General features: G+C 69.5%; 13 protein-coding genes and 2 tRNA genes. 10 read left to right on the top strand and 5 right to left on the bottom strand.

From position 1 onward, the window contains the following. Positions 1-50: 50 nt before the first annotated feature. The 6 genes from recF to PH203_RS17650 all read left to right on the top strand — a co-directional run bounded on the left by recF (position 51) and on the right by PH203_RS17650 (position 7824). Positions 51-1172: a DNA replication/repair protein RecF gene (gene recF, locus PH203_RS17675; RefSeq protein ID WP_289920999.1), complete on the top strand. Its 1122-nt coding sequence runs from the start codon at positions 51-53 to the stop codon at positions 1170-1172. After that, a complete protein-coding gene (locus tag PH203_RS17670) occupies positions 1169-1705 on the top strand; it encodes a DciA family protein (protein ID WP_289920997.1) in 537 nt (178 codons plus the stop codon). Before recF ends, PH203_RS17670 begins: the two co-directional genes overlap by 4 nt. A gap of 416 nt (positions 1706-2121) precedes the next feature. Continuing rightward, complete coding sequence (gene gyrB, locus PH203_RS17665; protein WP_289921302.1) at positions 2122-4161, top strand: DNA topoisomerase (ATP-hydrolyzing) subunit B; 2040 nt, start codon at positions 2122-2124, stop codon at positions 4159-4161. 42 nt (positions 4162-4203) lie between these two features. Beyond that, positions 4204-6801, top strand: coding sequence for a DNA gyrase subunit A (gene gyrA / locus PH203_RS17660; RefSeq protein WP_289920995.1), 2598 nt, complete (start codon positions 4204-4206; stop codon positions 6799-6801). An 18-nt stretch (positions 6802-6819) separates the two neighbouring features. After that, positions 6820-7659, top strand: coding sequence for a DUF3566 domain-containing protein (locus PH203_RS17655; RefSeq protein WP_289920994.1), 840 nt, complete (start codon positions 6820-6822; stop codon positions 7657-7659). Positions 7660-7747: 88 nt separating this feature from the next. Further along, a tRNA-Ile gene (locus PH203_RS17650) sits at positions 7748-7824 on the top strand. A gap of 148 nt (positions 7825-7972) precedes the next feature. Here the strand turns inward: PH203_RS17650 and PH203_RS17645 are convergent. Both PH203_RS17645 and PH203_RS17640 read right to left on the bottom strand, forming a co-directional pair. Further along, on the bottom strand, positions 7973-12031 hold the full coding sequence (locus PH203_RS17645; RefSeq protein ID WP_289920993.1) for an AAA family ATPase: 4059 nt from the start codon (positions 12029-12031) through the stop codon (positions 7973-7975). A 643-nt stretch (positions 12032-12674) separates the two neighbouring features. Then, positions 12675-13052, bottom strand: coding sequence for a DUF6344 domain-containing protein (locus PH203_RS17640; RefSeq protein ID WP_289920992.1), 378 nt, complete (start codon positions 13050-13052; stop codon positions 12675-12677). Between the two features lie 338 nt (positions 13053-13390). Between PH203_RS17640 and PH203_RS17635 the strand changes: the two genes are divergently transcribed. The 3 genes from PH203_RS17635 to PH203_RS17625 all read left to right on the top strand — a co-directional run bounded on the left by PH203_RS17635 (position 13391) and on the right by PH203_RS17625 (position 16148). Continuing rightward, positions 13391-13519 carry a DLW-39 family protein gene (locus PH203_RS17635; RefSeq protein WP_003999697.1) on the top strand — a complete coding sequence of 43 codons (129 nt, stop codon included), beginning with the start codon at positions 13391-13393 and terminating at the stop codon, positions 13517-13519. Between the two features lie 162 nt (positions 13520-13681). Next, a complete protein-coding gene (locus PH203_RS17630) occupies positions 13682-14944 on the top strand; it encodes a hypothetical protein (RefSeq protein WP_289920991.1) in 1263 nt (420 codons plus the stop codon). A 145-nt stretch (positions 14945-15089) separates the two neighbouring features. Then, positions 15090-16148: a restriction endonuclease gene (locus tag PH203_RS17625; RefSeq protein ID WP_289920989.1), complete on the top strand. Its 1059-nt coding sequence runs from the start codon at positions 15090-15092 to the stop codon at positions 16146-16148. A 117-nt stretch (positions 16149-16265) separates the two neighbouring features. Here the strand turns inward: PH203_RS17625 and PH203_RS17620 are convergent, their stop codons facing one another. Next, positions 16266-17771 carry a protein kinase gene (locus PH203_RS17620; protein ID WP_289920988.1) on the bottom strand — a complete coding sequence of 502 codons (1506 nt, stop codon included), beginning with the start codon at positions 17769-17771 and terminating at the stop codon, positions 16266-16268. Between the two features lie 327 nt (positions 17772-18098). Continuing rightward, complete coding sequence (locus tag PH203_RS17615) at positions 18099-18647, bottom strand: DNA-binding protein (protein ID WP_289920986.1); 549 nt, start codon at positions 18645-18647, stop codon at positions 18099-18101. A gap of 182 nt (positions 18648-18829) precedes the next feature. On the opposite strand from PH203_RS17615, the gene PH203_RS17610 reads away from it, so the two are divergent. Then, positions 18830-18902 (top strand) — tRNA-Ala (locus tag PH203_RS17610). Between the two features lie 464 nt (positions 18903-19366). Here the strand turns inward: PH203_RS17610 and PH203_RS17605 are convergent. Beyond that, the gene (locus tag PH203_RS17605) at positions 19367-20068 is read right to left on the bottom strand and encodes a DUF5324 family protein (protein WP_289920984.1); all 702 of its coding nucleotides are present in this window, start codon (positions 20066-20068) and stop codon (positions 19367-19369) included. Positions 20069-20205: the final 137 nt, after the last annotated feature.

The raw sequence follows: 20205 nt of genomic DNA, 5'->3' as shown, positions 1-20205 counted from the left end.
ACAGGGCTGTTCACAACAGCTCGCAAGCTGGGGGAGGTCGGCGCCCGACCATGCACGTCACGCATCTGTCGCTGGCCGACTTCCGCTCGTACGCCCGGGTCGAAGTTCCACTGGACCCGGGCGTCACGGCTTTCGTCGGCCCCAACGGGCAGGGCAAGACGAATCTGGTCGAGGCGGTCGGCTATCTCGCGACCCTCGGCAGCCACCGCGTCGCCTCCGACGCGCCCCTGGTCCGTATGGGCGCCGACCGCGCGGTGATCCGGGCGCAGGTCAAGCAGGGCGAGCGGCAGCAGTTGGTCGAGCTGGAGCTGAACCCGGGCAAGTCCAACCGCGCCCGTATCAACAGGTCCTCGCAGGTCAGGCCGCGTGACGTGCTCGGCATCGTGCGGACCGTCCTGTTCGCGCCCGAGGACCTCGCCCTGATCAAGGGCGACCCCGGTGAGCGGCGCCGCTTCCTGGACGAGCTGATCACCGCGCGCTCCCCGCGCATGGCGGGCGTGCGCTCGGACTACGAGCGGGTCCTCAAGCAGCGCAACACCCTGCTGAAGTCCGCGGCGCTCGCCCGGCGGCACGGCGGTCGCTCCATGGACCTGTCCACCCTCGACGTCTGGGACCAGCACCTCGCGCGCGCGGGCGCCGAGTTGCTCGCTCAGCGGCTCGACCTGATCGCCGCGATCCAGCCGCTGGCCGACAAGGCGTACGAGCAGCTCGCGCCCGGCGGCGGCCCGATCGCCCTGGAGTACAAGCCGTCGGCGCCGGGTGAGGCGCACACGCGCGAGGACCTCTACGAGCAGCTGATGGCGGCGCTCGCGGAGGCCCGTAAGCAGGAGATCGAGCGGGGTGTGACCCTCGTGGGCCCCCATCGAGACGATTTGGTTCTCAAACTCGGTCAGCTGCCCGCCAAGGGATACGCCTCGCACGGGGAGTCCTGGTCGTACGCGCTGGCGCTGCGCCTCGCGTCGTACGACCTGCTTCGCGCGGAGGGCAATGAGCCGGTGCTGGTCCTCGACGACGTCTTCGCCGAGCTGGACACCCGGCGGCGCGAGCGGCTGGCGGAGTTGGTGGCGCCCGGTGAGCAGGTGCTGGTGACGGCTGCGGTCGACGACGACGTACCGCATCTGCTGGTGGGGGCGCGGTACTCGGTGTCCGGTGGGGTGGTGGAGCGGGTATGAGCAGCCCTCAGGAGCCGGCGCCCAAGAAGGCGCCTGAGCCCTCCGGCGTCGACCTCGCGCGCGTGGCGCTCCGTGCCGCCAAGGAGCAGGCACGCGCGCGTGGGGACGCGGCGCAGCAGAAGAAGCAGGCGCGGCGGGGCGGTCTGCGCTCCGGCGCGCGCGCCGACGGGCGCGACCCGATGGCGCTGGGGTCGGCGATCAACCGGCTCCTCAGCGAGCGGGGTTGGGAGGCGCCCGCGGCGGTCGGCGGTGTGATGGGGCGCTGGCCGGAGATCGTCGGCGAGGACGTGGCCAAGCACTGCGAGCCGGAGCGGTACGACGAGGACGAGCGGGTGCTGGTCGTGCGGTGCGACTCGACGGCCTGGGCCACCAATCTGCGGCTGCTCGCGCCGACGCTCGTCGCGCGGTTGAACGAGGATCTCGGGCACGGGGCCGTGCGGATCATCAAGGTGCAGGGGCCCGGTGGTCCCGCGCGGCGCTACGGCCCCCTGCGTGCCCCGGGCAGCACAGGCCCTGGTGACACCTACGGGTGACCCGCAAACCTGCGGGTGACGGACATCACATCGACGGCCGTCGGTGGTCCTCAGGGACTCCCGGCGGCCGTCGTGCCGTGGGACCGCACGCGGTTGCGAACATCGACCTGACTCCCAAGTAGCCAAGGGTTGACAGCCGGAAGCGCTGAGTGCCTCCGTGAGCCTCTTGGAGCCCCGTTCCGTATATGGGGACCCGGCGGAGGACTATTCAGGGCGGCACATGCGGACTCAGGTACCGGCAAACCCCCATCACTGTCGGCGCTACCGGTAGACTGGAAGCCAATCCCGCCCCAAACGTGGGGACCGCCCGGGAAACGCTGAGCAACGCTGATCAAGGCTTACCAACGCAACATGCCGCAGCCGCTCCGGCAACCCGCCGAGGAGCCTGGCTCGTGCTGTGCCAGAAAGGGCGCTTCGTGGCCGATTCCGGCAACCCCAACGAGAACATCCCGTCCACCGACGTCGGCGTCAACGGCGAGGTCACCTCCTCGTACGACGCCAGCGCCATCACCGTCCTCGAGGGCCTGGACGCCGTTCGCAAGCGACCCGGTATGTACATCGGCTCGACCGGCGAGCGCGGCCTGCACCACCTTGTGCAGGAGGTCGTCGACAACTCGGTCGACGAGGCGCTGGCCGGGCACGCGGACACCATCGACGTGACGATCCTGGCCGACGGCGGTGTGCGTGTCGTCGACAACGGCCGTGGCATCCCGGTGGGCATCCACCCGGTCGAGAAGAAGCCGGCCGTCGAGGTCGTGCTCACCGTGCTGCACGCGGGCGGCAAGTTCGGCGGCGGCGGCTACGCCGTCTCCGGTGGTCTGCACGGCGTCGGTGTCTCCGTCGTGAACGCGCTGTCCACCAAGCTCGCGGTCGACATCAGGACCGACGGCTACCGCTGGACGCAGGAGTACAAGGGCGGCGCCCCCACCGCACCGCTGGAGCGGCACGAGGCCACCTCCGAGACCGGCACCTCGGTCACCTTCTGGGCCGACCCGGACATCTTCGAGACCACCGTGTACTCCTTCGAGACGCTGTCGCGGCGTTTCCAGGAGATGGCGTTCCTCAACAAGGGGCTGCGCATCAGCCTCACCGACGAGCGCGAGTCGGCGAAGGCCACCGCGGGCGCGGACGAGGCGGGCGAGGACGAGAAGCACCAGGTCAAGACCGTCTCGTACTACTACGAGGGCGGCATCGTCGACTTCGTGAAGTACCTCAACTCCCGCAAGGGGGAAGTGGTCCACCCCTCGATCATCGACCTGGAGGCGGAGGACAAGGAGCGCAACCTCTCCGTCGAGGTCGCGATGCAGTGGAACGGTGGCTACACCGAGGGTGTGTACTCGTTCGCCAACATCATCCACACGCACGAGGGCGGTACGCACGAAGAGGGCTTCCGTGCGGCGCTGACGAATCTGATCAACAAGTACGCGCGCGACAAGAAGCTGCTCCGCGAGAAGGACGACAACCTCACGGGTGACGACATCCGCGAGGGTCTGACGGCGATCATCTCGATCAAGCTGAGCGAGCCGCAGTTCGAGGGCCAGACGAAGACCAAGCTGGGCAACACGGAGGCGAAGACCTTCGTGCAGAAGGCCGTCTACGAGCACCTCAACGACTGGCTGGACCGCAACCCGGTCGAGGCCGCGGACATCATCCGCAAGGGCATCCAGGCGGCCACCGCGCGCGTGGCGGCCCGCAAGGCGCGTGACCTGACGCGTCGCAAGGGTCTGCTGGAGTCGGCGTCGCTGCCGGGCAAGCTGAGCGACTGCCAGTCCAACGACCCGACCAAGTGCGAGATCTTCATCGTCGAGGGTGACTCCGCCGGCGGCTCGGCCAAATCCGGCCGTAACCCGCAGTACCAGGCGATCCTCCCGATCCGGGGCAAGATCCTCAACGTCGAGAAGGCGCGGATCGACAAGATCCTGCAGAACCAGGAGATCCAGGCGCTGATCTCGGCCTTCGGCACGGGTGTGCACGAGGACTTCGACATCGAGAAGCTCCGCTATCACAAGATCATCCTGATGGCGGACGCCGACGTCGACGGTCAGCACATCTCCACCCTGCTGCTGACCTTCCTGTTCCGCTTCATGCGGCCGCTGGTCGAGGCCGGGCACGTGTACCTCTCCCGTCCCCCGCTGTACAAGATCAAGTGGGGCCGGGACGACATCGAGTACGCGTACTCGGACCGCGAGCGCGACGCGCTCCTGGAGATGGGCCGGCAGCGCGGCAAGCGCGTGCGCGAGGACTCGATCCAGCGCTTCAAGGGTCTCGGCGAGATGAACGCCGAGGAGCTGCGTGTGACCACCATGGACATCGAGCACCGCGTCCTCGGCCAGGTCACCCTCGACGACGCCGCCCAGGCCGACGACCTGTTCTCGGTCCTCATGGGCGAGGACGTCGAGGCCCGTCGCGCGTTCATCCAGCGCAACGCCAAGGACGTCCGCTTCCTCGACATCTGAGTCGGTCTCAGCTGACCGCACCAGGAAGGATCTTCACCAGCAATGGCCGACGAGAACACTCCTGTCACGCCCGAGGGCGCTGAAGGCGACACCACGGTCCGCATCGAGCCCGTCGGGCTCGAGACGGAGATGCAGCGCTCCTATCTCGACTACGCGATGTCCGTCATCGTCTCGCGTGCGCTGCCGGACGTCCGGGACGGCCTCAAGCCCGTCCACCGCCGCGTCCTGTACGCGATGTACGACGGCGGCTACCGCCCCGAGCGCGGCTTCTACAAGTGCGCGCGCGTGGTCGGCGACGTCATGGGCAACTACCACCCGCACGGCGACTCCTCGATCTACGACGCGCTGGTCCGCCTCGCGCAGCCGTGGTCGATGCGCATGCCGCTGGTGGACTCCAACGGCAACTTCGGCTCTCCCGGCAACGACCCGGCGGCCGCCATGCGGTACACCGAGTGCAAGATGATGCCGCTGTCCATGGAGATGGTCCGCGACATCGACGAGGAGACCGTCGACTTCACGGACAACTACGACGGCCGCTCCCAGGAGCCGACCGTCCTGCCGGCCCGCTTCCCGAACCTGCTGATCAACGGCTCGGCCGGTATCGCGGTCGGTATGGCGACCAACATCCCGCCGCACAACCTGCGCGAGGTCGCGGCCGGTGCCCAGTGGTACCTGGAGAACCCGGAGGCCTCGCACGAGGAGCTCCTGGACGCGCTGATCGAGCGCATCAAGGGCCCGGACTTCCCGACCGGCGCGCTGGTCGTGGGCCGCAAGGGCATCGAGGAGGCGTACCGCACGGGCCGCGGCTCGATCACCATGCGGGCGGTCGTCGAGGTCGAGGAGATCCAGAACCGCCAGTGCCTGGTGGTCACGGAACTGCCGTACCAGACCAACCCCGACAACCTCGCGCAGAAGATCGCCGACCTGGTCAAGGACGGCAAGGTCGGCGGCATCGCGGACGTCCGGGACGAGTCCAGCTCGCGCACCGGTCAGCGTCTGGTCATCGTGCTGAAGAGGGACGCGGTCGCCAAGGTCGTACTGAACAACCTCTACAAGCACACGGACCTGCAGTCGAACTTCAGCGCCAACATGCTGGCCCTGGTCGACGGCGTCCCGCGCACGCTCTCCCTGGACGCGTTCATCCGCCACTGGGTGACGCACCAGATCGAGGTCATCGTCCGCCGTACGCGCTTCAGGCTGCGCAAGGCCGAGGAGCGGGCGCACATCCTGCGCGGTCTGCTGAAGGCCCTGGACGCCATCGACGAGGTCATCGCGCTGATCCGGGCCAGTGAGACGGTCGACATCGCGCGCACCGGCTTGATGGACCTGCTCCAGATCGACGAGATCCAGGCCAACGCCATCCTCGAGATGCAGCTGCGCCGCCTCGCCGCCCTGGAGCGCCAGAAGATCATCCAGGAGCACGACGAACTCCAGGCGAAGATCAGGGAGTACAACGAGATCCTGGCCTCGCCGGTCCGCCAGCGCGGCATCGTCAGCGAGGAACTCGCCGTCATCGTCGAGAAGTTCGGCGACGACCGCAAGACGATGCTGGTCCCCTACGACGGTGACATGTCCATCGAGGACCTCATCGCCGAGGAGGACATCGTCGTCACGGTCACGCGCGGCGGTTACGTCAAGCGCACCAAGACCGACGACTACCGCGCCCAGAAGCGCGGCGGCAAGGGCGTACGGGGCACGAAGCTCAAGGAAGACGACATCGTCGACCACTTCTTCGTCTCCACGACCCACCACTGGCTGCTGTTCTTCACCAACAAGGGCCGGGTCTACCGGGCGAAGGCGTACGAGCTGCCGGACGCCGGGCGTGACGCGCGTGGACAGCATGTCGCCAACCTGCTGGCCTTCCAGCCGGACGAGGCGATCGCCGAGATCCTCGCGATCCGCAACTACGAGGTCGCGCCGTACCTGGTGCTCGCCACCAAGGGCGGTCTGGTCAAGAAGACGGCTCTGAAGGATTACGATTCGCCCCGTTCCGGCGGTGTCATCGCGATTAACCTCCGGGAAACGGATGACGGTTCGGACGACGAACTGATCGGAGCCGAGCTCGTTTCGGCCGAGGATGATCTGCTTCTGATCAGCAAGAAGGCACAGTCGATCAGGTTCACCGCCACCGACGAAGCACTCCGGCCCATGGGCCGTGCGACCTCGGGTGTCAAGGGCATGAGTTTCCGTGAGGGAGACGAGCTGCTCTCGATGAATGTTGTTCGACCCGGTACGTTCGTGTTCACTGCTACAGACGGTGGGTACGCGAAGCGGACCGCCGTCGACGAGTACCGCGTCCAGGGTCGCGGCGGCCTCGGCATCAAGGCCGCCAAGATCGTGGAGGACCGGGGTTCTCTCGTCGGCGCGCTGGTGGTCGAGGAGACCGACGAGATCCTCGCCATCACGCTGGGCGGCGGTGTGATTCGTACGCGAGTCAACGAGGTCAGGGAGACGGGCCGTGACACCATGGGCGTCCAACTGATCAACCTGGGCAAGCGCGATGCCGTCGTGGGTATCGCACGTAACGCCGAGGCGGGGCGCGAGGCGGAGGAGGTCGACGGCGAGGACGCCGTCGACGAGACCGCCGAGGGCGCCGCGGCCATCGGCACGGACGAGGGTGAGTCGCCCTCGGCCGAGTAGCACGAGGAGTGAGTCATCGTGAGCGGAGCCACGGGCGCCGGATCGTCCGGTACCTCTACCGGTTCTCAGACCGGTTCGGAGACGGACGGAGGTGGCCGTGGCTCCGCCGCGCGTACGACCGACGCGCGCGCGACAGATTCGCACACGACCCAGCTCAAGGCGATCAAGCCGCCCGCGAAGGACTCACCCTCGCCCGACACATCTGGATCACAGGGGGGAACTGTGACGGACACCCGAGGCCCGCAGACCCAGCAGTACGCGGCCGGCGCGGGCTCGGCTGCTCCGGGCGCACAGCCTCAGCCGCAGTCACCGGCGCAGCATCAGGCTCCGGCCCAGCCGCCGGCGCCGTCGCCGCTGCCGGGGGAGCGGCAGCAGCAGGCCGCCGCCGGGCCGTACCACCCGCCGCAGGCCTACCAGGCGCAGGCACCGGCCGGCGGCCCCACGAGCGCCGTACGCCGTCCGCGCACCGGCGCGCGCACGACGCCCCGCATCCGTAAGGCGCGGCTGCGGGTGGCGAAGGCCGACCCGTGGTCGGTGATGAAGGTCAGCTTCCTGCTCTCCATCGCCCTCGGCATCTGCACGATCGTGGCGGCCGCGGTGCTGTGGATGGTCATGGACGCGATGGGCGTCTTCTCGACGGTCGGCGGCACCATCTCGGAAGCCACCGGCTCCAACGAGTCCAACGGCTTCGACCTGCAGTCCTTCCTGTCGCTGCCCAACGTCCTGATGTTCACGACGATCATCGCGGTCATCGACGTCGTCCTCGCGACGGCGCTCGCCACCCTCGGCGCGTTCATCTACAACCTCTCCGCGGGCTTCGTCGGCGGCGTCGAGCTGACGCTCGCCGAGGACGAGTGACCGGCCCCGACTATCGATTTTGGGACTGCCCCGGTCGTGCGCTAATCTTCAGGAGTCAGCGCGCGGGACACACACCGCAGAGCGCGGCGGGGCTATAGCTCAGTTGGTTAGAGCGCATCCCTGATAAGGATGAGGCCACAGGTTCAAATCCTGTTAGCCCCACCAGCACGAAGACCCCCAACCGGCAGCGGTTGGGGGTCTTCGGCGTTCAAGGAGACACAAAGAGCACATCAACGGCCGTGCGATGGCAGGGCAGGAAGACGCCCGACCGCCGACGACGGGGGATGCGCAGGCGGTCGGGCTTTGGCCAACACTAGTGGTCGCAGGGTGGGTCGTACGAGAGCCGGGGCAGGTACTCGTGCCATTTCTCCGGTGTCAGGACGCCGTGGGTGGTCGCGCAGATGCGGTCGATGGCCTGGTCGACGTCCAGGTTCCACAGGCGGACGGTGTCGGTGCCGCTGGAGACGCCGAGCATGTCGTTGCGGGGGCTGAACAGCAGGAAGTTGCCGGTCTTGGCGTTGGGGCTCATCGACTGGCCGATGGGGGCGGCGCCGGTGGGGTCGGTGACGTCCCAGAGGCGGACCGTGTTGTCGTTGCCGCCGCTGGCGAGGGTGTGGCCGTCGCGGCTGAAGGTGAGGGAGACCAGGGCCTCGGTGTGGCCGGTCAGGGGGGAGCCGAGCGGGGCCGCCGCGGCTGGGTCGCTGACGTTCCACAGGCGGACCGTGTCGTCGCCGCTGCCGCTGGCGAGGGTGTGGCCGTCTGGGCTGAAGGCCAGGGTGTTGACGGGGCCCGTGTGCCCGGTGAGCGGCTTGCCCAGCGGGGTCGCGCGGCTCGGGTCCGTGACGTTCCAGAGGCGGACCGTCAGGTCGGAGCTGCCGCTGGCGAGCGTGTTCCCGTCGGGGCTGAAGGCCAGGGCGTTGACGTACCCCTTGTGGCCGGTGAGCAGTTTGCCGAGCGGGACGAGGCGGTCCGGGGTGCTGGCGTCCCACAGCTGGATCGTGCGGTCGTCGTAGGCGCCGGCGAGGGTGCGGCCGTCGGGGCTGAAGGCCATCGAGTCGGCGCCCGCGTAACGGGTGCGCAGCCGCACCGGTTCGCCGTGGGCCACCGGGCGGGCGGGGTCGGCGACGTTCCACAGCTGCACCGTGTTGTGGGTGCCGGTCAGGACGGCGAGGCTCCGGCCGTCCGGCGAGAACGCCAGCTGCTGGACGCCCATGTCCTCCCCGACCCGGAACGGCCTGCCCAGTGCCACCGGCCGGTCGGGATCGGCCACGTCCCACAGCCGGATCCTGCCGTCGGTGCTGCCGGTGGCGAGGATCCGCCCGTCCCGGGTGAAGGCGCCGACGCGGCCGATCATGTCGGACGTCGGTATCGACCACAGCCGGATCTTGCTGTCGCCGCTGCCGGTGGCGAGGGTGCGGCCGTCGGGGCTGAGGCCGACGGCGTACATCTCCCCGCTGCCGCCGGTGAGGGGCATGCCGATCTGTGACGGGTGGGCCGGGTTGCCGACGTTCCACAGGCTCGCCGTGCTGTCCGCGCTGCCGGCGGCGAGCATGCCGCCGTCCGCGTCGAAGGCCACGGACCACACGGGTCCGGTGTGCCCGGTGAGCGGAGCGCCGAGGGAGCGCGCCCGCCTCGGGGCGGTGACGTCCCACAGCCGGATGGTGTTGTCCGAGCTGCCGCTGGCGAGGGTACGGCCGTCGGGGCTGAAGGCCACGGAGTGCACGGTGTCGGTGTGGCCGGTCAGCGGCGTACCGAGCCGGTCCGGGTGCCGCGGGTCGCGCAGGTCCCACAGGGAGACCTCGAAGCCGTCGCCGCCCGCCGCCAGCGTCCGCCCGTCCGGGCTGAACGCCACCGCGCGCACCGGGGCGGTGAACCCGCTCAGCGTGCCGAGCGTCCTCGGCCGCCGTACGTCGCGCACGTCCCACAGCCGTACGGACCGATTCTCGTCGGCGGTGGCCAGCGTGTGCCCGTCCGGACTGAACGCGACCAGGTAGATCGTGCCGTCGTGACCGGTGAGCGGCGCGCCGAGGGGGCGTGGGTGACGGGGGTCGGTGACGTCCCACAGCCGGAGCGTGCCGTCGTCCCCGGCGCTGGCGAGGGTGCGGCCGTCGGGGCTGAAGACCGCGCTGCTCACCCAACTGGTGTGCCCGGTCAGGGGCTTGCCCAGGGGCTTGGGGCGGGCCCGGTCGGAGACGTCCCACAGGCGTACGGTCCGGTCGTAGCTGGCGCTGGCCAGGAGCCGGCCGTCCGGGCTGAACGTGGTGAGGTAGACGGCGCCGGTGTGGCCCAGCAGGGGTGTGGCCAGCGGGGCGTTGACGATCGAGACCAGCCGGTTGTTCGTGCCGTCGTCGTCCGGCCGCAGTCCGTGGGCCACCAGGCCGAGCTGGGCGGACAGCGACTGATCGGTCGACTGGACGCGATCGGCCTCGGCGCGGACCTGCTCGAACACCGCGTCGTCGCGCTGCTGTATCGCCCACACCGCCGCACCGGCGGCCACGATCGCCATGGCGACCAGCGCCGCGACGGCACCCCGGCTGACCCACAGCACGCGCCGGCGCAGCCTGACCGAAGCGGCCAGGAACTCCGCCGCACCGCGGGTCAGCAGGGTGTCCCCGGCGGACTCGGCCCAGGTGTGGGCCTGCTCCAGCCGAGAACCCCGGTACAGCAGCGCCGTGTCGCGGTCCGAGCTCTCCCAGGACCTGCTGTCCTCCTCCAGACGCTGGCGCAGCAGATGGTCACTGCGGCCCTCGTCGATCCAGTTCCGCAGCCTGGGCCAGGCGTGCAGCAGCGCCTCATGGGTGATCTCCACGCTCTCCGCGTCGAGCGTCACCAACCGGGCCCGAACCAGGGCCTCCAGGGACTCCTCCGTCTTTTCGGGGTCCCTCGACTCCTCCGCGAGCCGGCGCCGCGTCCCCCTTCTGCGGGTGGCCTGGGTGTCCTCGCCGAGCCGGACCAGCCGGAGCAGCAGCAGCCGTGCCGCCGTGCGGGCCGCCGGGTCGAGACCGGACCAGGCCCGTTCGGCGGTCGCCGCCACCGCGCCCTGGATGCCGCCCGCGGCCCGGTAGCCGGCCAGCGTCAGACGGCCTCCCTTGCGCCGCTGCCAGGTGGCGAGCAGCGCATGCGAGAGGAGCGGCAGGGCGCCCGCGTCGTGCGCCCCGCGGGGGCCGTCGGCGCTGACCTCCCGGACGATCAGCTCCGCCAGCCCCGGTTCGAGTTCCAGACCGACGGCCTTGGCGGGCCCGGTCACCGCTTCCCGCAGCTCCGTGGTGGTCAGGGGCCCGAGCACCATGTGCCGGTGCTGCAGGGCGTCGGCGAGCTCGGGATGGGCGAGGCACTGCTCGTAGAAGTCGGCGCGCATGCCGAGGACCACGAGCACGGGGGCCGGCTCACCCGTGTCGGCGGGCGTGGACGCGGCGTGCAGGAGCTGGATGAAGGTGCGCCTGGCCGTCTCGTCGGGGCAGAGAGTAAAGGTTTCCTCGAACTGATCTACGATTACGACGGCACGGGCGGGCGGCGAGGGCTCACGTCGGGCCCACGCACTGAAGGCCGCACGCACCGAGTCCGCGAAGTGCGGGGCACCGGGCGATTGCTCGTCCCCTTCCGTCTCCGCCACGGCGGCCGCGGCAGGTGCGGAGGCCGCGGCGGGCGCGGCGGCCACGATGTCCTCCAGCCCGGGGATCTGCCGGCTCAGCTCCTTCAGCGGGTCGGCTCCCGGTACGAGCTGTAGGAGGCCCGTCGTCGACCGGACCTCGTCGTTCAGCGCCCCGCTCTCCAGGGCGGGCACCAGGCCCGCGCTCAGCAGGGAGGACTTTCCCGCACCGGAGGCGCCCACGAGCATGACCAGACCGCCCGTCCGCTCGGCGGCCCGCAGCCGGTCCAGGAGAGCGGCGGTGCTCCGCTCCCGGCCGAAGAACCAGCGCGCGTGCTGCTGGCGGTAGGAGGCCAGGCCGCGATAGGGGCAGACACCGGGAGCGGGCGGCGCCTCGGTGAGCACCCGGTCCGCGTCCTCCGCGGCCGCGGGGCGGTCACCGACCGGGTCGGCCACCGCGTCCTCCCACAGGCGCTGCCACTGGGCCAGGTCGTAGAGGCCGGGGGAGACGGGCGTGGGGCGCGAGCGCCGTGCGTCGGGTATCAGGACGTGCAGCACCGCTGCGAGAGCGGTGAACTGAGCGGGTACGTTCCTGGCCCGCCGCCAGTCGCTGATCCGCTGCGCGGAGACCCGTACGGGCCGTCCTCGTTCGTCGACCCGCTGCAGCCGCGCGACGGCCTCGGACACACGTTTGAGCGGAGGATCACCGGCCTCCTTGTACAGCAGCGCGAGTCGCTCCGCGAAGGCTGTGCGCGCCCCTGAGTCGGAACTCAAGGTCCCCACCCCTTACTTCCCTCGCACCTGGTATCCGGACCGGAAAACTCACCTTATACGGCTGACCTGCGGTTATGTAGTCGTCCGGACACCGGATCCTCCTCACGGAGGGCAATAGCTGGCACGATCACGGCGCAGCGCGCGGCACCCGGACATCGCCCCGGCGGGCGATCGAGGTCCGCGCCGCGAGAACCCACCGTGCCCGCCGGCCACTGGTCCGGCCGTTCCCCGATCCACGCCGCCGCGGATCGGTTTCGTCCGCGCCGGTCGGTACCGGTCCCCACGAGGGGAGGGACCGGCACCGACCGGCGCGCCGGATTCAGGACCGAACCGACAGCACGAGGAGCCCCGGTCCGCCCGAACCGGGGCCATCGCCTGTGCTCTGTCTACGTCGTCTACGTCATCCCGTACGTCTTCATTGGCCGGCGTGTACGCAAGTTCGCCGTGAGGTCGTGGGGGTGTACGACGTGGGTGTACGACGGGGAGGTGCATGCCTTGGACCTGTACGCCTTGGACCTGTACGCCCTGGACCTGTACGCCCTGGACCTGTACGCCCTGGACCTGTACGCCTTGGACGTTGTAGCCCTTCGACGTGTACGTCGTGCCGGTGAAGGAAGGCACATGAGGTGCCGTGCCCTTCCGTGGGGCGGGCTCAGCGCTGAAGGTGGGTGACCGGCTCGGCCTCGGAGGCGGAGGCGGAGGCGGTGGCGGCGGTGGCGCCGGCGTCGCGCAGGGCGGCCGCTTCGTCCGCGGACTGCTCGTCCGCCGGCGGGCGGTGGCGGCAGCTCGGGGTCTTGCCGTGGGCCTCGGCCCGGATGCGCTGTTTCATCGTGGGGGGCAGGGACCTGGTGAAGGCCCAGGACCAGAGGGGCAGCGCCGGGGTCGTGACCTCCGGGGTGCTGTTGCGGGTGGTCTCGGTCTGCGGTACGGCCGCGGCGGCGGTCGTGGTGACGAGTCCGAGCGCCGTGCACAGTGCCAGGAAGGCGGTGATGACGGCGGTCCACAGCTTCATGACCTTGTTCTGGGTCATGGCCCCTCACTTTCGGGTTGGGCGATTTGCGTACTTTCCTCATGATGTGTATGGAGGCGGCGAAATCATGGACCGACGCCCGTGGCGCGTCGATCTTCAGATGAACACCACTCGGATGGGTGCAAGGGGCCCGAAAAGTGGAGGAGAGTGGAGGAGAGAGGTTGAAATGACCGTCCGTGGGGGTGTGATCACCCTCCGATCGGAGCGGCGTAATCCGCTTCTATTACGGTCCGCAGAGCGGAAGTTGAGGGGCTGACGCAGGTCACCGATCGGTATCGGTCGGTGTGTATAGTCGGGCGCCAGAAGTCCCCTACGTCAAGGAAAGACGAGGTCGCGCGGTGAAGAAGCTTCTCCTGGTCGCACTGGCCGCCATCGGCGGGCTCCTCGTGTACCGCCAGATCCAGGCGGATCGCGCCGAGCAGGATCTGTGGACGGAGGCGACTGACTCCGTGCCCACGGGTTCGTGAGTACCGAGATCCGGTTCTGAACAGACCCCGGCCGCCTCGCGGTCGGGGTTTTGTGTTGCCCGGGGCGGTGCGGGGCAGGATGGCCCACGGTCCGGCTACGGCGAGGGGTGGCGCGTGATGGGGCGGCGTACGGGGCGGTGGCAAACCGTGCGGTGGCGCGGGATGGGCTCGGCCGTCGTGGGCGCGGCTGTGTTGTGCACGGCGGCCCTGCTGCCCGGCCGGGTCGCTTACGCGGCAGGTACGCCCAGCCCTTACGCATTCGCCCCGGACACCCCATCGGTCACCGGCGCCACGAGCACCGTCGACGCCGCGCCCCTCGAAGTCGGCCGGACCTACAGAAGCTCCCTTCCGGCGAGCAGCAAGCTCTACTACGGCCTCACCCTCGACGACACGTCGAACGTCTACGTCTCCGTGACCGCCGTCCCACGCGCGCGTACGAAGGTTTCCCCGACCGCCGGCATCCGTGTCCTCCTGCAGAACGCCGACGAACGCTCCTGCTCCGCCAAGACCACCTACGTCGGCCGCAGCCCCCGTCCGATCGTCGCCTGGGGCGCCCGCGAGACCTTCTCCCCACGCGCGCTGTGCAAGGGCGGCGGCACCTATTACGTCGTCGTCGAGCGCTTGGACGGAACGGAGGCGTCACCGGACGACTGGGAGCTGGAGCTCGCGCCGGTGTCGGAGCCGGGGCTGAAGCAGGACGGTGGGACGAGCCCGCCTGAGGACTGGGACTCCGCTTCCCCCGAGCCCCTTACGTCCAAGGCGGTACGGCGCCCGGGCGGCGCGGGATTCGACGAAGCCGCGCGTGTGGGGCAGGGGGCCTGGAGCTCCGGCATCGAACCGGGGCAGACGCTTTTCTACGCAGTGCCGGTCGACTGGGGCCGACAGCTCGAAGCCACCGCCGAACTGGGCAGCGCGACCGGCGACAGCGGCGCTGTGTCCAACGCCCTCACCATGTCGCTCTACAACCCCGCGCGCATGCCGGTCGCCGAAGTCGTCCTCCTCTACAGCGGCACCCAGAAGGCGAAGTCCTTCAACGCCCTGCCGCCGGTCGACTACGAAAACCGCTACGCCACCGCCGACCGGGCGCGCGCCGCCCTGCGGTTCGCCGGCTCCTATTACCTCGTCCTCCATCTCTCGGAACGGGTGGCCGAGAAGTACGGCGACGGGCCGTTCGAGGTGACGCTGCGGGTTCGGGTCCGGGGGACGAGCGAGGCGGCGCCCGGGTACTCGGGGCCGTCCGATCCACAGGGCCTGTTCGAGGTCCCGGCGCAGGACCGGGCGACGGCGCCGGAGGGGGGCGGGGGCGTGGGGGACGATGCGGTGCTGACGGTCGTCGCGGCGGCCGGGATCGGGGCGGGGACGCTGTTGTTGGCGGTGCTCGGGGCGTGGAGCGTGGTGGCTCGGCGGAGGGCCGGGGCCAGGTAGGGGCGGCCGTTCCGGAAGATGCTTTCCGGGCATTTGTTCCTGCTTCGATCGTGTCTTCCCTTATGACGATTCGTTGATCGGATGGGGTGGGGTGCCTGTGCTCTGCCCTGGCCATGGAGCCGCACCGTGAACGGAAGGGCAGAACATGATCAACGACTCCGCGCTGCTGGAATCGCAGAGCCTGCGCAACAGCGTGCTCGAACGGACGGACGTGCTCGACAGAGTCAAGGCGCTGTCGCTGCTGCCGGACGGGATGCATGTGACCACGGCGATGGTGGCGGCGTACTTCGGTGTCAGTGCCGAGGTCGTCCGGCAGCTCACCAAACGGCACCGCGAAGAGCTGGAAGTCAATGGCATGGTGGTGCTGCGGGGCGCTGACCTGCGAAATTTCGAGAGTGACAACATGTCACTCTCGCTGGGAAGTTATCCACAGGCCCGCCGGAGTCTCACCGTCTACTCCCGCCGAGCCGTCCTCAACATTGCCATGCTGCTCCGCGACAGCGACGTCGCACGCCAGGTACGCGTGTACCTCCTGGACATGGAGTACCTGGCCCGGACACAACCTGTGGACAACTCCGTCCACAAGGACAGCGACGACCTCGACGACCTCGACGCCCGCATCGACCAGCGCATCACCCGCATCCTCGGCAAGACGGTCGTCCCCATGTTCAACACCCTGATCGAAACCTCGGGCGAACACCGCAAGGAGCTGATCGCCCTGCGCTCAGGAGTCCAGCGCATCGAGCGACGGCTGCACCATCACCATGAGCGGCTGAAGAGGCTCGAAGGGCTACGGGACGACCGGCCTGCCGTAGGAGTCATGGCCGCCATGGACGCCATGAACGGCCACGCGTTCGAGCGCCACATCGCCAAACTGCTGGCCCGGGACGGCTGCACCAACGTCGTCGTACAAGGCGGTCACGGAGACAGGGGTGTCGATCTCATCGGGCTCACGGCCGACGGACGACGCATGGTGGTCCAGTGCAAGAGGCGCGCCCCCTACCTCACGATCGCCAGCTCCGACATCCAGAAATTCATCGGCTCGGCGAAGGTCCTGTACAGCGCAGAGGTGGCGCTCTTCGTGGCGACGTGCCCCTTCACACCTGAGGCCCTCGCCCTCGCCTCCGAGACCGGCATCACGGCCGTACACCGCGGGGTGCTGGAGGAGTGGAGCGCCGGGGAACCGTTGAAGGCTCTGGAGTAGGCACGGCGATGTGACGAGGCCCGAAGCCGCAAGAGAAAGTTGCGGCTTCGGGCCTCCGCCATGCTAACGACCGACTTCCTGAAAGGAACTCAGTCAGCGCGGTTGCTTCGGCGGCGTTCAGAGCTGCGCCAGCGCCCAGAAGCCCACGGCGTAACAGGCCAGCGCCAGGAGCAGCACTGGGATGACCACCTTGGCCGGAGGGCCGGGGCGTCGGCGGGCCCTGTTTGTGGCCCGGCGGGCACGGTGCCGTGAGTTTTCTCGGGCCGGAGGTGGAACCTGCGGGACCTGAGCGGTGTACGAAGCAGTAGAGGCGTCGGCGCGGAGGTGTGGCGGCGAGCTCGGAGGACTTGCCGGGTAGGGCGGTGTCTGCTGTCGGGGGGAGGCCAGGACGTGCGTGGGGTCATGCGGGGTGGAGGGCGCGGGCTGGTGCTGTTCGCTGCCCTGATGTGGCTGTGCCGGTGCCAGGGGCTCGTGTTGCTGCTCCTGAGGCTCCTGATGAGGCGAGGAGACCGTGGACTGCGGTGGCGGCAGATGGAAGCTTCCGGTGTCCGACATGCTGGGCGGCTGCCCGGCACCGGAGGAGCCCGAGCCGGAGGACGGCGTCGGCGGTGCCTCGGTGCCCTGACGGGGATCGCCCGGACCCGAGCCGCCCTCCACGGACGGCCGGAAGCCGGTGCTCGAACCCCAGGTGTCCCCGCCCCCCACCGGCCTGGAGAACCCCGTCTGCACCCCCGGCGCCGGCTTGAGTGGCCCCTCGGGGCCGAACCCCGGAGGCAGTGGCCCGAGTTGATCGAAGATCTCGATCAGCTCGTCGTCGGGGCCGGGATCCGGCAGGAGTTCCCTGGCTGCGGCCAGCGCTTTGCGTGCCCCCGTGGCGGTGCGGAAGCGGGCCTGGGGATCCGGCTGCACCAGGGTGGCCACGACCTGCCAGAGCGGTTCGGGGACGCCCTTGGGCGCGCTCGGTGTCCCGTGCGCCGCGAAGTACTGGACGAGTTCCTTGGCGTCCGGTTTGGCGCCCTCCAGGAGGTACAGCGCGACCAGGCCGACGGCGAACAGGTCTGCGGGAAAGTCCGGCTCCGCGCCCATCATCTGCTCGGGCGAGATGTAACCGGGCGTCCCCACCACGAGGTTGGTCTCGGTCAGCCGTGGCTCGCCCAGCCGCATCGCGATGCCGAAGTCGGACAGGCGCAGCCGTGGCCGGCCCGTGCCGGTGGCTTCCAGCAACAGGTTGGCGGGCTTGATGTCGCGGTGCACCACATCCTCCGCGTGCACCGCCGCCAGCCCCGCCAGGAGCTGGTCGAGCAGTGTGCAGACGAAGGGCGCTGGCAGCGGGCCGTAGTCCCCGACCAGATGGACCAGAGAGCCACCGGCGACCAGGTCCATGGTGAACAGGACCTTGTCGTCGTCGGCGGCCCAGCTGGCCGGCGCGAGCACATGGGGGTGGTCGATCCGCAGCGCCTGTTCGCGGACGAAGCGCAGCAGCGAGTGCGCGTCGCTCTGCTGGAGCACCTTGGCGGCGACATACCGGCGGCGGCGGTGGTCCCAGGCACGCCAGACGGCCCCGACACCTCCGCGTCCGATCGGGTCGACGAGTTCGTACCGGCCGGCGAAGACCTCACCCATGACAGTGCGTCGCTCCTCCCCCTTCGGTCTTCCCCCTTGCCTCCCCCGCTGCGGGCGATACGACTCCCGCCGCACCGCTCAGGATGAGTGACACCCCTCGCAGTACCGCTCGGGTGAGCGACACGCTCCCGCGGCCCAGTCCACGGTCCCGTGGCCCGGCCGTCTTCCGACCGGCGATGGCCAGACCCCCGTGTGCCTCCCGGATGAGCGACGCCCCCGTGATCGCCCCCATAGGGCGCGACCCCTCGTGCTCTCCTCGTGCCTTCTTCGTGGTCTCCCGACCCTCGGCCCGGCTGCCGAACCCCCTTCGGTGACCGGGCCGCGAGGTCAGTTCTGGTGGGACTGGTAGTGCGCGACCGCGTCCGAGGTGCGGCCCGCGCCGTAGACCCGGAGGAACTCTGCCAGTTCCGGATGGGTCGGGGCGAGGGTGTCCGCCGCGTCGATGATGTCCCCCGCGGCGGCGACCGAGCGCAGCAGCGACTGGATCTCGCGGACGACCCGCTTGACCGTCGGTGCTCCCGAACTGCTCGTCGTGGTCGTGGTGTTGCTGAGCACCGAGCCCCCCTGCGACTTCTTGATCTCGTCCATCCGCTCGGTCGCCTCGGCGGCGCTGACGCTGCCGTCCGCGACCTGCCCCGCCAGGTCCTGCAGCAGCTGCACCCGCTGGACCACGGCCGGATTGCCGATCTTCGCCCGCTGACCGCTCATCAGCTGCGACAGCATCGGTGCGGACAGCCCCAGCACCCCCGCGAGACGAGCCTGGTTGAGACCAAGATCGTCGATGAGCTTACGGAAGAGCGCCCCCAGCGGCTCCCCGTACCAGTTCCGCTGCAGTTCCCGCGCTCTTGCGGTCGCTTCCTGCTGTGCGGCGTCCATTGCGTCTCCCCATCGCTTCCCCAAATACCGCGGTTCGCTCTAGCGAACCACGCCGAGCATCTTACGGAGAGTGGTCGTTCATCGGGACCCCCAATCTTTTTGCGAGATACCGGGGGCGACCCGGTACTCTGGTCTGCGACGCCCGCCGGTATGAGTCACTTCCGGCCGGACGTTCCGCTTCCGGGGCCTTAGCTCAGTTGGTAGAGCGCTGTCTTTGCATGGCAGATGTCAGGGGTTCGACTCCCCTAGGCTCCACACCTCGGACCGGTCAGACGCCCTTCACGGGCGCTGGCCGGTTCTTGCATGTACCGGTTTTTCACGCGACGCATGTGTGCGTGCGGCAGATGTGGACGGAGTCGGTCTCCGGAGGTGACGTGAGTCACTCGGGATCCCCGGAGACGTTGCAGATATTTGCGCAAACGCGAGTGGCGGCAAGGTGTCGCGGGCTGTCCCGTGAGTGACTCACGAGATGCCGGAGGCATGGATTCCGCTGGTGGAGGCCTTGTGGGGACTGGTGAGAACCCGCACAGATAACCGGAGGGAAGCGCTCCGTCCATGCAATCCGTGCGGAACCTGCACACCTGAACCGTTGCAAACGTCATCGTGGCTGTACGTGCCACACACCTGCGCCACACACCCGCTGTTCCACGTGAAACATCGCTGTGGGGCAGGAGACCCTCAAGTCTCCTGCCCCACAGCGATGTTCGAAGCGCCGGACGTCACCGGTGTTCGTCGCGGTGCGCGGCCTCCTCCTCGGCCTCCTTGGCCTGCACCTCAGGGTCGAGGACGGACTGGCCGCTGCCGTCCACCGACGTCAGCCGGGTCGACTCCGGGACCTCCGTCGCGGCGGGCGGTTCCACCAGCCAGTCCGGGTTGGCCTGCTTGTCCCACCACTTCCAGGCGGCGAAGGCGCCGCCCGCCAGAATCCCGGCGATCGCCAGAGCCCTGGCCAGACGGCCGGCCCTGGCCCGCCGCTCGTGCTTGCGGGTCAGCCTCTCGATCTCCTTGGGCGAGACCTGGCCGCGCAGTGCGAGGAGCGCGGCCGCCCCGCGGGAAGCGGCCTCGTCCCGGACCGGACCGGCCGCGGCCACGGCCTGCTCGATCCTCGGACGTGAATAGTCGGCGGCCTGCCGGGCAGCCTTGCGGGTGCGGACGGCGGCCTCATGGGCGGCTTGGTCGACCTTCGGCGGCACATGCGTGAGCGCCTGTTCCATGCGCGGCGCGACATGTGCGCCGTACTGGACGCGGGCCTGTTCGGCCGCCTGCGACACCTTCGGCGCGAGCCGTACGCGTGCCTCGTGTGCGTAGTGCGCGGCCCTGTCCTTGGCCGTGTCGGCGTAGGGCGCCACCACTTCCGCGGCGTGCAGCACGCTGTCCTTCGCCGAACCGGTCGCGGCGCGCACGCTGTCGATGCGGGTCACGGGAATCCTCCTCCTCGGTGGCGTACGGTATTTCGACTTTCCACCCTTTTACGGATCATGCCTGGCAACGGGGACCGGGGCATGTGAGGGCGGGCATCCGGGTCATGGACGCTGACTCCAGACGATCTACGATCAAG

Origin of the sequence: Streptomyces sp. S.PB5, assembly GCF_030403745.1 — a bacterium.
Taxonomy (GTDB): Bacteria; Actinomycetota; Actinomycetes; order Streptomycetales; family Streptomycetaceae; genus Streptomyces.
Note: the sequence above shows the minus strand (reverse complement) of the source record. Positions and strands in the feature narration are given on the sequence as shown.

Excerpts from the sequence above, each read along its gene's own strand:
- gyrA (WP_289920995.1), top strand. The coding sequence starts at position 4,204 with ATGGCCGACGAGAACACTCCTGTCACGCCCGAGGGCGCTGAAGGCGAC.
- PH203_RS17640 (WP_289920992.1), bottom strand. The coding sequence starts at position 13,052 with ATGACCCAGAACAAGGTCATGAAGCTGTGGACCGCCGTCATCACCGCC.
- PH203_RS17615 (WP_289920986.1), bottom strand. The coding sequence starts at position 18,647 with ATGGACGCCGCACAGCAGGAAGCGACCGCAAGAGCGCGGGAACTGCAG.
- PH203_RS17630 (WP_289920991.1), top strand. The coding sequence starts at position 13,682 with ATGGGCTCGGCCGTCGTGGGCGCGGCTGTGTTGTGCACGGCGGCCCTG.
- PH203_RS17670 (WP_289920997.1), top strand. The coding sequence starts at position 1,169 with ATGAGCAGCCCTCAGGAGCCGGCGCCCAAGAAGGCGCCTGAGCCCTCC.
- PH203_RS17620 (WP_289920988.1), bottom strand. The coding sequence starts at position 17,771 with ATGGGTGAGGTCTTCGCCGGCCGGTACGAACTCGTCGACCCGATCGGA.
- recF (WP_289920999.1), top strand. The coding sequence starts at position 51 with ATGCACGTCACGCATCTGTCGCTGGCCGACTTCCGCTCGTACGCCCGG.
- PH203_RS17625 (WP_289920989.1), top strand. The coding sequence starts at position 15,090 with ATGATCAACGACTCCGCGCTGCTGGAATCGCAGAGCCTGCGCAACAGC.